This window comes from Microbulbifer maximicatervae (SeqCode), assembly GCF_052467225.1.
On sequence record NZ_CP174303.1, the window covers coordinates 4,367,916 to 4,383,866 of the forward strand.

Here is a 15,951-nt window from a genome sequence, read left to right on the forward strand (position 1 = left end):
CGGTATGTCATCCCTGGTTACACACAATTAGTGAGTAATACACCAGGAAGATTTAAGAATTTTTTATCGAACTTTCGATAGTGAGACCGATCAAAAGGGCCAACTATGCTGAGCTGGGACGACATCGACACCAAGCCCCAACAACCTGAAAAAGCAACCGAACCGCGACCGACGCCGGAGGCCCAGGCAAAATCCGTGCAGGAGCCCAGCGCTTCCTACACAGCCGCTCCGGCGTCGCCTGCGGCCCAAAGCGGCTCCACTGCCGTTGATGCCGCCCGTGCCGCAGTTGCTAATATGGACCCGGCTCCCGGCCTGGAAGAACTGGAAATGGGTGCGGCCCGTATCCAGGTAGATGAAAAACGCATTATTAATTGCCGCGCTGACCTCAACCAGCTGGTTCCCTTTAAATACGACTGGGCCTGGCAAAAATACCTGGACGGCTGCGCCAACCACTGGATGCCCCAGGAAATCAACATGAACAAAGACGTGTCCATGTGGAAAGACCCCAACGGTCTGACCGAGGACGAGCGTCGCATCGTGGAATACTCCCTGGGCTATTTCTCCACCGCAGACTCCCTGGTTGCTAACAACCTGGTATTGGCGATCTACCGCCATATCACCAACCCTGAGTGCCGCCAGTACCTGCTGCGTCAGTCTTTTGAAGAAGCCATTCACACCCACGCCTACCAGTACTGTGTAGAGTCCCTGGGTATGGACGAAGGTGAAGTCTTCAATATGTACCGCGAAGTGCCTGCGGTTGCCAAAAAAGCGGCCTGGAGCCTATCTCACACCCAGGCCATCGGTGATCCCAACTTCAAAACCGGCACCGTTGAATCCGACCAGGAGCTGCTGCGCAACCTGATCGCCTTCTACGCTGTCACTGAAGGTATCTTCTTCTACTGTGGCTTCAGCCAGATCCTGTCCATGGGTCGCCGTAACAAAATGACCGGTGTTGCCGAGCAGTTCCAGTACATCCTGCGCGACGAGTCTATGCACCTGAACTTCGGCATCGACGTCATCAACCAGATTAAGCTGGAAAACCCACACCTGTGGACAGCAGAATTCCAGCAGGAAGTCACCCAGATGATTCTCGAGGGTATGGAGCTTGAAGTAGCTTATGCCCGCGACACTATGCCCCGCGGCGTACTCGGCATGAATGCGAATATGATGGAGGAGTACCTCCAGTTTATCGCCAACCGCCGCCTTAGCCAGCTGGGCCTGAAAGAGCAGTTCCCTGGCGCTCAGAACCCATTCCCGTGGATGTCTGAAATTATGGACCTGCGCAAAGAGAAAAACTTCTTTGAAACCCGCGTTATCGAATACCAAACCGGCGGCGCACTGCAGTGGTAAGCGCTTCCTGGTTAGCGAATTACTAAAAAGGAGAAAGTAGTCGCTCACAGGAAGAGAAGTATTGAAAACGGGCTTAATGCCCGTTTTTTTTATTTTGAGCATTCCAGTTTCCTCTTCACTCTAACCATAGACTTAAGTTCTATAGAAACTCTTTCTCTCCCCCTGCCGCTGACCATCTCGGCAAAGCATTTGGATAGCGGCTTGTATTCGCGCATAATGCCCCGCATTAATTGGTATAACAGCTATGCCTCTAGATGAGCAGGCCTTCAGTTATCCCTACTCGCCTATTACCTAGCTACAACGAATTGATATATGAGCACCCCAGATTTAAGTGAAATAACTAATCTCAGCTGTGAAGATCGCTACGAGTATTTTCTGAGCATAGCCGGAGAAGAGCGGGAGATCTGGATACTGATCGATAGCCAAAATTGCTTTCTTAAAATACACACCGATGAAGATGGTGGCTTTGAATATCTGCCAGTATGGCCAAGCGCTGAATTTGCCCAAGCCTATGCCGAGAATGAAACGGGCCTCACCCCTAAAAGCATTCCCTTACCACAGTTTTTAAAGAAGTGGCTTTCTGGCTTAAAAGGTGACGACATTGAAATAGGTGTGTTTCCTGCGCCGGATAAAAGCGTATGGATTACTAGCTCAGAGGAACTAGAGATCGATCTACGGGAAGAGCTGAACAACTTCTAAATAGGCTATTCACGTTGAAGCTATCGCTTCAAAAATCCGACAAAGAAAGTTCAGCTCTATTGAATAAAAGTAAGATAACAGGGTAAACACCTGTTATCTTACTTGGGTAATATACAATTACAGATTCGCCGCCTGATATTTATATATACTATTCACTTGAGGCGCTGCAATGAAAACCAGGAATAAAATAAGTTTCGACGCCACCAAAAACTATAAGGAAGAGAAAGATATAAAGCCGGCCTTGCCCGCTTATAGCAGCGCAGTCGCCAGTGCAAAGCATTCGGAAAAGAAAAGCAAATAGTATCCGGTTGGATAACTTTCACGTCATCTAAATCTCCCCATAAGTCGATATCCGAACTCAAAGCAAAATCCAAAACTCTTCCTCTAGAGAGTAGGTAGATATTAACTCCCTGATCCAGAGACCACCAATCATGTAGGATAACTAACACTTTATCGAGAAATTGGTATTGAGCAACAATCTCTCTACCATAAACGGGTATAGCTCTTTGGTTGGGGCCATCAATTAATACGACTTTACTATTATCAATTGGATTAAGCTTGAAGTGATTCACCTCAGAGAGAAAAGCGTTCGTCACTATCCTACCCCCTTAAATTCCAGACCTCTAACTTTACTACAAACTTTTAACCCAAAATATAGCTCCCTGAATTAGCAGGGTATTTAAAAAATCTTAATATGTTCCCCTAATTGGGTAATGGTTATCAGGATTTCGGATAAACTCGATACCCACCAATAGCGTTTGCAAGTCAGGCCTCGCAAAAGGTGCATTGGAAATGTCGACTATTTGCAGCCTTCCAGATTCGTTGATGACAAAAACACCCGGTTCAGCAAAGGGCCTATCTGTTTCTTCAGGGGAGCGGGGTTTTGAAATATAGAGCCCAAGCTGCTGCATTTGGGGTATTGATAAACCGTAACCGACAGTAAATCCCGGCTGAATTGCTTCCATATGCAGAGAAGCTTTTTCCTCCGTATCGGCAGAGACAACAGCCACGTCAATACCCTCCGCATGATAGCGGGGTAGTAGTACACTCAAGACACGCAAATACTTGGTACATAGTGGGCAGTGCTTACCTCGGTAAACGACTACCATTTGCCAAGGGAAACTACCTTCAAGCTTCCCCAGTACCAACTCACCTCCACCAAGTCGCTTTACTTCTATTGCAGGAAAATCGATACCAGCAGCAAGCTTTATATTGCTCATTAGCACCCCACTTGAGAATATAAGAAGAGACTTAGTCAACCAATGAATCCCACCGTTAGTATAGGAGACTCGATGAAAAAGCCCCTTATTCGTTTTCTATCAACGCTATTAGCAGCCGGACTGCTAAGTGGCTGCCCTGCTAACCACCAAAGTAACTCTTCTCCTGAAAGTCATTCCCAGCCTCTTGAGTTCTTACCTGCCCTGAAAGGGGACTACTTTAAGCTGGATTCAGCGATTATTGGGCGCCCCTACCATATCTATACTCGCCTGCCTGAGGGCTATAATCCAAACGAGGATACAACCTACCCGGTCATTTATCTCCTCGATGGGGATTCACTGTTCCCAATTTTGGCTACTAATCACCTGTTTATGCATTACGATGATTACGCCCCCGAGGCGATTATCGTAGGTATTGCTTACGGCTCATTTAAACCCGAGATCAATCATCGCAGTTTTGACTTTTCACTACCCGGTGACAGTGACACACTTACGTATGGCGGTGCAGCACAGTTTCTCAACTTTCTAGAGCGGGAGCTCTTGCCAACAGTTGAAAGCCGCTACTCGGTAGACCCTCATCAACGAGTTCTCTTCGGTCAAAGTCGAGGGGGATATTTTGTGCTTTACACAGCATTTTCTAAGCCCGACTTGTTTAAAGGATTGATAGCCAGCAATGCCACCTTCCTACCACAACAGGAATTTTTCTACAGGGAACCTGTACAAGCGACAAGAGAGGATCTGACTCTGGTAGTAACAAGTGGCTCCAAAGACATGCCAAACCTGCGCAAAGATGCACTCTCCTGGCATAAGCACTGGAAAGAACAAGAGACCACTCCCTGGCGCATTGCATTTACAACGATTCCAGGCGGTACCCATGCGGCAAATAGTACTGACAGTTACCGTTTCGGCATCCACGAGATTTTTGCAGAAGAGATCGAAATATCTCGTATGAAAGCAGAGAACAATTTGCAAGTGGTAGAGGATCACTAGAGCTAAAAACTAATAGAAGTAAATATGTGATTCCCGCAAACTAAAAAGCCCGCTTTTAAGCGGGCTTTTTTAAAACGATGAGCTAATTACTCTGTACAGGCAGCAATACGACCAGCCGTATTTTTACCGGCACCACAGTTCAGGCCATCGGGGATACCAGTGTAGTCTGGGGCCATAATACCGCCGTTACGCTGAGCGTCATGATCGGTATAAATACTCGCCAGGTTATAGGAACGCGCTGTCCCCTTATTGTCATTATCGCAGGAGAAGATAGCGCTTCCGTAAGCGATACCCAGGAAGGTCTTGTATTCCTTCAGGTTTGACCACAAGTTGCGCTTAGCAGAACCAGAACAGTTCATCTGGGAAGCCAGATTGATGTAACCATCGTCCTCACCGCCCAACAGCAAAGAGCTAGCACTCTCAATACCAGGGAAACCGGCGTAGCCTCCAATGGTATAAACCGGTGCAGCCAGGTTGGTGCCGACATAGTTGCGCACAGCATAGACATCATTAGTCTGCAGGTAACGTACTGCTGCGCACTCGCGACCGATAAACCAATCGTTGATCAAATCTTCGATCCAGCTACCGTTACACAGTCGATCAACCCCCTCAGTACCGGTGATTGCACCACCAGTAGTAAAGATTGCCGCGATACCGCTAATGGCAGTGTCAAAGTCCACTTCAACCGCGTAACTATCATTCAGGCCTGCGACATTAACGGTTTCGGTTTTCGTCTTACAGCTTTTCCAGAACCAGGAGCCAGTACAAACCTTCGAGGTTTCGGTCACAGTATTGGAATCCAGCTGGTTGTAAGCACGGTTATAGTAAGGGGACCCCGGTACGGCATTGCCTGCGAGGTACATCATCTGGGTGGCACCCTGACTGTGGGCAATCACGTAGAAAGTATCATCAGCAGCACACTGGTTTTCATGCTCATAATCATCGCCTTCGCCATTGCGAATAGCGATTATCTGCCGAGCGATTTCACCCGCTGTGCCGTCATGCCAGTAGGGCATCTCGCCCTCATCGGTGGAGTTGTAACCAACCACACCGTAATTGCCGCCATTTACACGCAACTGTTCAATAAAGTCACTACCCGCGTATTCATCGAAGTAAGCCTCACTCCAATAATCTAAAGCCGGCTGCTCAAGATTACCCTGGGAGTTAGTACGCTGCTTAATATGGCCCTCAGTACCATGGCCATGAACCAGGATGTAGCAGTTATCCGCACTAGCAGAGGCTGATCCCAAAAGCCCCGCTAATAGTAAAGAGAAGCTCGCACCCAATCGTTGATAAAGTGTCATTGTGATGTCCTTTTATTTTTGCTCGGGCTTGATCCCAATTTTTTAAATTGTCTTTTTATGTTGCCGAGACTGTTTTATGGCTTGCGAAAGGTATCTGGTTAATTAGTGCCAAGAATATGACTAATAGCGCCAAACAGAATCTTAGGGCGACAAGCAATATGACTATTTAGTCATAAAGAAAAGGAGGCTTAGATGAATGTGACATAGTTCGCAAAAACTAAGAACCGCGACTTCGCTCTAGGTCACAGTATTGATGAAGCTAAAGGTGAGTGAGCACTTCTAAAAAACTTTTGGAGCAAGCTATCTTTTCGAAGAAATAACTTACGTAAAGAAAAGGTTGAAATCGTTTAAATTTTGATCAACCCCTATCGTAGCACACAAGTATCGTAGCCACTTTTCTATCGATATACCTATGACACGTTATGCACCCTTTCCATAAAAAATTGTGGCACTAAATTAAAACATGCAGCAAGAATTACAAGGTATAAATATATGAGCACCTCTACGGAGATAATTTTTAGAGTCTAACGATTCGGGAAATATACTACATATACTTAAAATCAAAAGGTAATCATCTAGTAGTAGATTATCCGCCGACCGAATGCATACTCATTGAACATCTACGGTAGGAAGGAAAAATGATAGAGCCAAAAAAGTTTTGGGATAAAACTGCAGCGCGCTATGCCAAAAGCCCTATAAAAGATTTAAAAAGTTACAAGAGAAAACTGGCTATAACACAAGAATATTTTCAGGCAGACTGGTCTGTACTGGAATTTGGATGCGGCACCGGCAGCACCGCTATTCATCACTCTCCCTATGTGAACAGTATAACTGCTACTGATATTTCCGAGAAGATGCTGGATATTGCTAAGCAAAAAGTAAAAATTGCTTCCATAAAAAACATAAATTTTAAACAAGGCACCTTAGGTTCACTAAAATTCGAACCAGATAGTTTTAACGCCATCTTAGCGAAGTGTCCGGAAGGATTAGACCACTACAACACTGGGAGATCTAGCCCCTATCGAATTTGAGGAATGTGCTTAAAGAAGTGTCCGGCTGGAGTTGACCACAACAAATAGTCACGGTTTTTGGTGTAGTGCCACCGGCCTTGTTGTAATAGTTATAGCAGGCTTATTTGCTGCCAGACAGTTTTAACACGTATAAAATACATAACAAACAATAGCGCGTACACTCTTAAAAAACACTGAGTTGGACTGCCTACGTACTACTTCGCCTTGCTTTGGTCGCTGATATACTGGGCGCTAGCGGGCAAGGAAAGATCGAGAATGATCGAACCGTTATTCAGGAACACGCATAATCAAGATCAAGAAATGCTTTAGGCATTTACTCAAGCATCGAACACTATTGGTGATTTCATCGATCTTGTGAAATCCGGCCCTAAAGCCATTTACGCAGCAAATTCTAACTTCATATCGACCACCCAGCAATGAATCGTTAAACAGCTGACCGTTTTCGCACACCTCCAAGCCATATTCGCCTAGCGATTTCTCAAGGCCTGAATTTCTTAAATGGTGGTCAATTTACACCGATATGGCAGAGTTGAGTTTGGTGTGTTTAAAACTTCGTGCTGGCGCTGCAACATCCTTAGTGAGTACTCTCGGCACAGCAGCGAGAGGCGACCTTATACCCTTGATGGAGGCACTATGCGATGCTCCAGACTAAAGATTTCAGTCCAATAAGCGCTTCCATCTAGTATCCTTCTTTCAAGGACAGCTGGTTGGTACGGATTCCCATGATCTTCCTGCCCTAGATATTTGAAAGTTGACCAGTCTACAGTACCCAGCTGCCGGCCTTTACTTTTGCCAAGTGTGTCGGTTTTGTGCACTTTAGGTTTAAAAGTTTCGTGCCGTCAGCTCAAAATCATTTAAAAATCATAAGTACTTCAGGTGTTTTCATGTCGAACTGATTAAATTGCCCGCAGTTCATTTATTCGTTGATGTAAAAACAAGGGCAAGCTGTGAAGCATTTTTGTAGTTCTATTAGCCTCCTGATTTCTCTTTTTGCGGTGAGTAGCCACGGTTGTAGCCAAGAAGCACTTCCCCTGCTCGAAGGCCCCTACCTTGGACAAACACCACCGGGACTAACACCCAAAATATTCGCGCCGGGCTATGTCGCAACCCGGCATCGTGACTATAGCGGCTCTTTCACACCAGATATGACCGAGTTTTACTTTAGCCGAATGGATGTTGACACTGAAAAGTGGTTGCTCATTCGTTTCAAGCAGATAGGTAACCAGTGGCACGAATCCGTTGTTGGCCCAAGGGTCGGCCGCCCTCTACTTGCCCCAGATGGCAAAACCATGCACTTGGGGAACAAGTACATGGTGCGTACCGAATCAGGCTGGTCAGATTTTAAAAGTATGGGGACGATGTTCGACCGCAAAGATTGGGGCATAATGCGTCTGACGTCTTCAGCTGATGGCACCATAGTATTTGACGACTACAAAAGCGATGACGTGCTACGTGTTTCAACCGTTAGAAACGGCAAGCGGCAGCCACCTGTATTATTGGGGCCGCATATCAACTCTGGTAAGTGGACAGCCCACCCCTTCATTGCCGCCGATGGCTCTTACCTCATCTGGGACAGCGAAAAAGACGACGGTTACGGTGACAAAGATCTCTACATCAGTTTCCGCCAACAAGATGGTTCCTGGGGTAAGGCAATAAACCTGGGAGGTACCATAAACACAGCTGGCAATGAAGCCAGCGCGTATGTGTCACCAGACGGTAAGTATCTGTTCTTCAATCACAACCCCATTAAGAGAGAAGATGATGTCGATCCTGAGGGCGATATCTATTGGGTAGATACCCAAATCATAGAAAAACACAGACCCAAATTCTAATCCGCGCAATACAAAGATACAGCCAGCCTAAATCGGGTAGCCGATAGTTTAAAACTACCGGCTCCAACACTACTCTCTTATGAGTCAGCGGCCACACTGATAGCTTTATAGTAGCTCGCTATATAAGAATATGAACTTTCACAATACAACTTCTGCATTCACGATCATATAGTTTTGGTGTCCCTGACCACCTCACCTACACGTCAAGCCTTATATCGTTTTCTGTTCGTCAACTCGTTACTTTTATAGGGCGTCTTTCCCCCAGAATCTCGCCGTCTTTTGGTTGCCATTCTTTAGTAGTTGGCATTTAATGGAAGTCAAAAACGGCGGTCGTGTTAAAGGGGCTTTCATTTCAGTAATCCAAGCTCAGCCAGAGGAAATTCCACTTCTCTGCGGCCACTGCTGGCGGGTATTATTCCGTTCTGTGGAGCATCAGATTTTGAAGAGAAGATATTGCTTACTAGTTACCGCTGTATTGCTGATTATTGGTGTTAGAAAGGCTTCTTTGGGGTGATGCCGAATGTGATGATCAAGAACCAAAGTGGAATATAGGTAGACTCGGCAGTTGTTCAGCTTCCAAGCCATAGACTTAGGTTTGGTGCTGTAGCACCAGATGAGTCCCGGACAATTTACCGGTCATTGAGCAAAATAATGGAAGCTACAAATACACAATTGCTTTGAACTCTGGTGTGGATTTGTCTGGGGAATGTGGTTACTTCACTGCGAGTGAGTTTTTCACCAACTTCGTAATTGTTGTTGGGGGGGGCAAATGATGTGTCCTGTTCAAGCTGAGTGGCATTACAATCAAATGAACCAGGCATTCGCGCTACAGCCCTTACGGTGGCAGGTGCAATATAGCTGTCGAGGCGCTGCACTTGCCCATTATACAGACGTTATACTTCATCATAATTGGAACTAATTTTTATGCTCTTTAAGGGATCGTGTGAATGTAACCGTTGGCACGTTGAAGTTCAGTTAGCAGAGCCGCTCGAAGCTTTGAATCCGCGCATTTGCGATTGCAATTATTGCCAATCCAGTCCTTCCCCTATTATAAGTGACCCAACTATGTCTGCGATTTTCACTGGCGATGGAATCTCAACTAAACAAAATGGGGATCAGCTTTCTGATTTCTACCATTGCAAAGGTTGTAATCAACTGCTAGCCGTAGGCTGCAATATAAATGGTCAACTTCGCGGCGCAGTAAATCTCAACCTATTGAAAGGTGTAGATCAACTTGGCGACCCTATTCAAGTTCAGCCGAGGCTATTGAGCGCTGATCAAAAGCTAGAACGGTGGGGTAAGTTGTGGGGTTTCCTTAGTGGGCTATAAAAACATAACACGTCTAAACTTTCAGACACTTCGCCCCGCATCTCAAGACGTTAAGCGCTAAGGTGATCACTTGCTAGTAACCGTTGCTAGATTCTCATTTCCATATGAAGCGCAGATTGCAAGAGCACGACTTGAGTCTGAAGGAATACACGCTTTCATTGCAGATGAGCACACAGTCAATATGCAGTGGCTATATTCTAATGCTATGGGTGGAGTCAGGCTTCAAGTGTCGGAAAGCGACCTAGATGAAGCTAATGAAATATTGAATCAAGACCGTTCCAATCTTGTAGACCAAGAATTAGGGCATGATGAAGAAAGGGTATGCGAGTCCTGCTCATCACGAAATCTCGAGCCATTTACCAAGGGGAAAAAGCCCGCATTTTTGGTTTTCCTACTTTTGGGGATGCCTTTATTTTTCTATCAACATGGAGTTAAGTGCAAGGACTGCGGCTACTTCCAAAAGCTTGATAATCAGCAATCATAAAATATTGCCCCTTTAATGTTGAGCATGGCGCCAATACCCCCACCCATACTCTTTGTTAAAAGCCTATTGATTTGAATATGAGTTTTAGACTAAACAAATAAGGTATATCCATTCACCAAGCTGCTGGATTAAACCTTAATTGCCTCATTTACAATCACCGCGAACAATACAACGCCATTTTAAACACCCCAATCATTCTTATATGACCAATCATCTGGAAAAATAGGGGGTCGAATGGACGTGACTGCCAGCCCTAACCGCAATATCCAAAATGAGTCGTAAAGCATGGCAGTGATGACCTTTGACTGTCAGTTCTCGTTTACGGTAGATAGGCTTATTCGTGACACGCACATCTGAAATCTAAGATGTCTTGAGTAAAAGGCAATTACTCTGGTATCAACGACTTAATAGCGCTCTCTGATAAATGTGTTCACCGTAAATGACCGGCGAGTATCGCTAGGATTAATACCCCCAATGTATTTAATTTAACGGACGTATTAAGACTGCTAAGTGTAAATGCCAATCCCAAGAGGCAAAACTGAGACCCACTTTGATTAACTGAATAGATAATGCAACCACCACAGCAACATTACACTGGCTTGTTTAACCCTCTCGCTATAGATTTTACTTATATAGGTATCGACCTACATAAGCAAACTCAACATAGCTTTATTAGTCTTTTCAGCTTAACTCATTAGATGAATTGAAAGCATTGAAGTAGAAATAGTCTTCGTAAATAAATTAAGTAGTTTAGTACAAATTAGCGGAGCCAACTGATTTTCTTGGTTAAGGGTATTGTTATGTTGTACATCAAGTTATAAGACCTTTGTTTTAAATAGAGCATCTTACATATAGAGAAAATCATTATGTGTTTTTCAGCTACGGCATCATTCGGATCAGCAGCTCTGCTTATTGTCGGTGGTGCTTTGTGTACAACACATGCTATAAAAAATGATAAAACCTATTTATTACTCGCAGTTACCCCTCTCTTGTTTGCGTTACAGCAAGCGAGTGAAGGGATGGTTTGGATTGGGCACAACGAAAATTTGATTTCACTAACGACAAAAGCTTCTATTTTGTATCTGTTTTTTGCTTTCTTTTTCTGGCTTATTTGGATACCTCTTGTAGCCTATATGCTTGAAACAAAAAAATGGAAAAGAAATTTTTATATCATATTAATAATTATAGGATTTATTTTTGGCTTATATCTCTGGGTGCCTATTCTATTGGAAACAGGACCAAGACACATAATAAAAACAAGTGTATGTGGACATAGCTTATGTTATGAGTTATCCGAAGGTGGTTTGCTACCCGTCACAGTTCGAGAAAGCATTTATGCATTACTAGGTGTTTTATTCTTGTTATCGAGCAATCATCTATTTAGAAAATTTTGGGCACTTGTCATGCTACTCGGTGTTATCACTTACTTTACTCAGCGTGAAACATGGGTATCAACCTGGTGTTTTTTTGCTGCGATATCAACGTTATGGATTTATTTCCTATTAATAAATGAGTTTAAAGCAAAGATGAAAAAACAAGCTTCATGATCGCAGTATATTAGTATGTATAGATTGGCACTCTAAAGATGAGCTATTGAAAATTCGTAAAAACAGACAACAAATAATTTCCGGCCGAAGAAGTATTAACGCTACCAATAGAATTGGGGGTATTTAATACTCGAATAAACATGCAAAAATCGGATTGTAGTCGTGACACGTCCAACAATTCTGTTACCTCCTAGCCATTGGAGATCCCCGCTTAGTTAGTTCAACATGAATAACCGGAGAGTACCGACTAGAATAAATCCCCCAATTTAGTGGAAGCATAATTACTCTAGCATTCAACCAGCAACCCTTAATCCAAGGCTTATATAGGTGACCAATTTTGATAAGTGGAATAAAGAACAGCAACTATCCAATTAGTATTACACTGGGCTTGTTAGGCCCTATCGAAATAGGCTTTACTTCTGTAAGCATCAATATCCAAAGGCAAACTAAATGTATCTTTTCGAATTTTATAGACTTAACTAATAAGGTGAATTGAAAACGTTGAAGTAGGCCTAGTCATCACAGGCTAATTCATAAGCTTAGTACAAAATAGCAAAATCAACTGATTTTCTACGCTAAGGATATTGTTATGTTGCATATCAAATTATATGGCTTTGGCTTAAGTTAGAATATCTTACATATAGAGAAAATCATTATGTGTTTTTCAGCCACGGCATCGTTCGGATCAGCAGCTCTGCTTATTGTCGGTGGTGCTTTGTGTACAACACATGCTATGAAAAATGATAAAACCTATTTATTACTCGCAGTTACCCCCCTTCTTTTTGCATTACAGCAAGCAAGTGAAGGGGTAGTATGGATTGGATACAACGAAAATTTAGTGTCACTGACTGCAGCGTCTTCTATTTTTTACTTATTTTTTGCTCTATTTTTTTGGCTTGTCTGGATACCAATCGTTGCCTTTAGTCTTGAGACAAAAAAATGGAAAAGAATTTTCTTTATTATATTAACAATCATAGGTTTTATTTTTGGCTTATATCTTTGGATACCCATCCTATTAGAAACAGGACCAAGACACTTAATAAAAACGAGCGTATGCGGCCATAGCTTATGCTACATCACATCCGATTACAGCTTATTCGCCATAACAACTGGACATATTATCTATTCTTTACTTGGATTTTTATTTTTATTATCGAGCAATCGAATTTTTATAAAATTTTGGGTACTTGTCATGGCACTAGGTGTTATCGTTTATTTCACTCAACGCGAAACATGGGTATCAACCTGGTGCTTCTTTGCTGCGATATCCACATTATGGATTTATTTTTTATTAACAAATGATTATAAAGCAAAAATAAATAAATAGACTTTATAGCGGTAGTAACAAAGATAAATAGGGCCTCAACATCAAGGATAATATTAAAAACAGTTATTTTATGAGCCAAGGTTCATTAGAGAGCTCCCCTTACCCAAACTCAAGTGACCAACAATAAAAGACATGCTCAAACGTGACAGTAACTGGAGGCCTATGATCAGCTAAAAGCTACCTAAATATCACTACTATTTTTGTACTTGGTATGGATTTTGATTTACTTAAATATCTGGTATCTACCCTGAATTAGTCCATCAATACTCAGCTGAAGTTTGCCCTGGTCATGAAATAGACAGACCTAACTTCGTTTACCATAGTACCTTTAATCGGTTATATCAAAATGGTTTTGTGTTTGAGGCCAGAACTAGCGGTGTAAACATTTATGGTATCGTCAAATAAAACTCAAAACATCTTTGGGAAAATTGGCCTCAATTAGTAGAGACAGATTTGTCAGCTATATAAATTCAAAAGCTAAACAACAACTCCACCGGAAAAACCCAGCATTACCCTTTCCCATAAATTTCACCAAACAGTTTGTTCCATGATCCGGTCGGTGAACCTTATCCACAAACACGACCGTGAAAACCACTATTTCAATGAATTTTACGAGAGTACCGAGTACTTTTGTACTATCAATTCAAAATAAGCCCAAGTACACATTAGCTAGGAAGACAAAAAAACATCCTAGTAACATATCTTCTACATCAACGAATATTCTAGGCTTATCGTAAAATTCAAGCGATTTCCAGAGAAATAAGTAGTACAAATGATTGAATTACATGTGTTTTAAAGGGGTAATTGAGCTATTTTCCCGCACAAGGCTTTGAATAGCATTAAAATATATGTATAAAATACAAGCAGAGCGTTATCCTTCAACAATATAAGAAGCAAAGAGTAAATAATAATGAAAAGAAGGAGCTTTCTTAACCTTTCATTTGGTCTGGCAGCATTATTGCAATCGAAGCTCACTGCAGCATTAGCTGAATCGCAAAGTTCGTTTAATTTTTTCAGTTCACTGAATTTTGTAAATGTAAATGGAATTAAGTTGGCGTACTATGAGAAGGGAGAAGGGGTTCCTGTAGTGTTTTGTCATGGATTTCCAGAGCTGGCTTTTACTTGGAGACATCAAATTGAGACTCTCTCGATAAATGGATATAGAGCAATTGCTCCAGATTTGCGCGGATATGGCCTTACTCAAAGCCCTAACAATATTGAGGATTATACCGCACCTAAAATCTGTGATGATTTAGTTGGTCTGTTAGATCATTTAGATTTAGACAAGGCTATTTTTTGTGGTCATGATTGGGGTGGTTTCATTGTACAGTCAATAGCATTTTTGTATCCGCAGCGCTGTTTAGGAGTTATTAATATTGGTGCACCACATGCATTTCGTCCAGAATACGCGGTCGAACTTCCTTCTGAATCTGTACCAGTAATAGATAAGTTAGCCTTCAATCAATTCTTGCAAACACCATTAATTTCCGAGAAACTTCTTAATGAAAATGTTGAAAAATTTTTCACAACATTTATGCGAAGTAAATTCTTTCATGCTTCATACTTAAGGAGTCTTCCAACTAGCTCGGCTGAAAGAAAAATGGATTTGCCTAAGATTCTCAAAAGAGAAATCCTCCCTGGCAAACTGTTTCTAAGCAATGAAGAGCTTGAATTCTATGTTCGCGCCTTCCAAAAAAGTGGGTTCAATGGGAGTATCAACTGGTATAGAGCTATGGAACTTTCATGGCACGAACTCAGCAAGAAAGGTGGAACCTATGAGGTTGAGTTCCCATATCTTTACCTGTGGCCAAATGAAGACCCCATTAATCAGCTAGGTCTCAGTGTTAACATGGAGTCATTCATACACAAATTAGAAAGTGTGGAACTTAAGAATTGCGGCCATTTCCCTTCTGAAGAAAACCCCGAAAAGTTAAGTGCTGAGATTTTAGTGTGGTTACAAAAAAACTTTCCACGATAAGTATAACATTGCGCTACAAACTGACAGCTAAACCTTATGTACGGTTGCTGCGCTTCCATTATCGCGTATATAACATCAGATTTGCCCTTGGCTAAACATTACGGTAGTTGGAAATAGTGTATAGATTGATCGCATTAAGTAACTTATTTCTTGTGAATTTTACATGGTCAGACTGGCCATTGTTACTTGTTAGTCTTTTAGATTCGTTTTATGGTCAACCTCCTTTTTTTAGGGTATTTGGGTCGGCCTTATATGGTTGTGTATCAATGTAGCCATCCGCTAGAGGTGGTCCTTTGGGGTTATACTGACATCGAAGTGCTAATTTATCAAAGTTATTAGCTTACAAATACCTTTACGATTTTCTAATCTAAACACCGATGGCTCCGGTTTGATATCCGACCAAGGCGAATGGTTTTAGTTGCATCTAGTTTGGCTGAGTTGCCCTGAGGATTCGGTGAATATTCTTACTTAGAATGGGCTGTAAGTAGTAATAAACTGACCACCCTTGTCTACACACAGATAAACTCTACTTCAAATATCCCTATAGATTCAATTAGTACACTTTTCAGGTAAAGAGCTCTTAGTTTTTAATGAGCCAATAATACCACCCTCATCTACAACACCACTTAGGAAATATTCTTCCGGCCTCGCATAAATATCAACGAAGTTGTTGTTGTTATCCTTGCCGATATTGATCTCTCAAGGCTCTTTAAGATAGCCTACATACGCTGGTTCGTGGCCCACATAGATACACGATTTATGTCTATAGACAGCTTATTACGTTCGTACTTGTTAGAACTCTCTACAACTCGGTGTTCTAACAAGCTGCGGCAATCAAGGCCACAAGTAGCCACCGATGATGG

The 15,951-nt window shown here is 42.6% G+C and carries 12 protein-coding genes; 9 read left to right on the forward strand and 3 right to left on the reverse strand.

Features of this window, described 5'->3' with window-relative positions:
- Positions 1 to 105: 105 nt before the first annotated feature.
- The gene (locus ACJJIZ_RS18820) at positions 106 to 1,350 is read left to right on the forward strand and encodes a ribonucleotide-diphosphate reductase subunit beta (RefSeq protein WP_108734126.1); all 1,245 of its coding nucleotides are present in this window, start codon (positions 106 to 108) and stop codon (positions 1,348 to 1,350) included.
- 312 nt (positions 1,351 to 1,662) lie between these two features.
- Positions 1,663 to 2,049, forward strand: a complete 387-nt coding sequence (locus ACJJIZ_RS18825; RefSeq protein WP_444914449.1) for a DUF2750 domain-containing protein — start codon at positions 1,663 to 1,665, stop codon at positions 2,047 to 2,049.
- 152 nt (positions 2,050 to 2,201) lie between these two features.
- Here ACJJIZ_RS18825 and ACJJIZ_RS18830 read toward each other — a convergent pair whose 3' ends face one another.
- Complete coding sequence (locus ACJJIZ_RS18830) at positions 2,202 to 2,645, reverse strand: hypothetical protein (RefSeq protein ID WP_444896442.1); 444 nt, start codon at positions 2,643 to 2,645, stop codon at positions 2,202 to 2,204.
- Positions 2,646 to 2,738: 93 nt separating this feature from the next.
- Positions 2,739 to 3,269 (reverse strand): redoxin domain-containing protein, encoded by a 531-nt coding sequence (locus tag ACJJIZ_RS18835; RefSeq protein ID WP_444896441.1) that lies wholly within the window; start codon positions 3,267 to 3,269, stop codon positions 2,739 to 2,741.
- A 72-nt stretch (positions 3,270 to 3,341) separates the two neighbouring features.
- On the opposite strand from ACJJIZ_RS18835, the gene ACJJIZ_RS18840 reads away from it, so the two are divergent.
- Complete coding sequence (locus ACJJIZ_RS18840; protein WP_444914450.1) at positions 3,342 to 4,256, forward strand: alpha/beta hydrolase; 915 nt, start codon at positions 3,342 to 3,344, stop codon at positions 4,254 to 4,256.
- Positions 4,257 to 4,342: 86 nt separating this feature from the next.
- Here ACJJIZ_RS18840 and ACJJIZ_RS18845 read toward each other — a convergent pair whose 3' ends face one another.
- Positions 4,343 to 5,560: a hypothetical protein gene (locus tag ACJJIZ_RS18845; protein ID WP_444907544.1), complete on the reverse strand. Its 1,218-nt coding sequence runs from the start codon at positions 5,558 to 5,560 to the stop codon at positions 4,343 to 4,345.
- A 638-nt stretch (positions 5,561 to 6,198) separates the two neighbouring features.
- Between ACJJIZ_RS18845 and ACJJIZ_RS18850 the strand changes: the two genes are divergently transcribed.
- The 6 genes from ACJJIZ_RS18850 (at position 6,199) to ACJJIZ_RS18875 (ending at position 15,088) form a co-directional block, all read left to right on the forward strand.
- Positions 6,199 to 6,591, forward strand: coding sequence for a class I SAM-dependent DNA methyltransferase (locus ACJJIZ_RS18850; protein WP_444914451.1), 393 nt, complete (start codon positions 6,199 to 6,201; stop codon positions 6,589 to 6,591).
- A 947-nt stretch (positions 6,592 to 7,538) separates the two neighbouring features.
- Positions 7,539 to 8,423, forward strand: a complete 885-nt coding sequence (locus ACJJIZ_RS18855) for a TolB-like translocation protein (protein ID WP_444914452.1) — start codon at positions 7,539 to 7,541, stop codon at positions 8,421 to 8,423.
- Positions 8,424 to 9,822: 1,399 nt separating this feature from the next.
- Complete coding sequence (locus ACJJIZ_RS18860; RefSeq protein ID WP_444914453.1) at positions 9,823 to 10,236, forward strand: putative signal transducing protein; 414 nt, start codon at positions 9,823 to 9,825, stop codon at positions 10,234 to 10,236.
- 866 nt (positions 10,237 to 11,102) lie between these two features.
- Positions 11,103 to 11,783 carry a DUF6629 family protein gene (locus ACJJIZ_RS18865; RefSeq protein WP_444914454.1) on the forward strand — a complete coding sequence of 227 codons (681 nt, stop codon included), beginning with the start codon at positions 11,103 to 11,105 and terminating at the stop codon, positions 11,781 to 11,783.
- A 655-nt stretch (positions 11,784 to 12,438) separates the two neighbouring features.
- On the forward strand, positions 12,439 to 13,110 hold the full coding sequence (locus tag ACJJIZ_RS18870) for a DUF6629 family protein (protein ID WP_444914455.1): 672 nt from the start codon (positions 12,439 to 12,441) through the stop codon (positions 13,108 to 13,110).
- Between the two features lie 910 nt (positions 13,111 to 14,020).
- Positions 14,021 to 15,088, forward strand: a complete 1,068-nt coding sequence (locus ACJJIZ_RS18875) for an alpha/beta fold hydrolase (protein ID WP_444914456.1) — start codon at positions 14,021 to 14,023, stop codon at positions 15,086 to 15,088.
- Positions 15,089 to 15,951 lie beyond the last annotated feature (863 nt).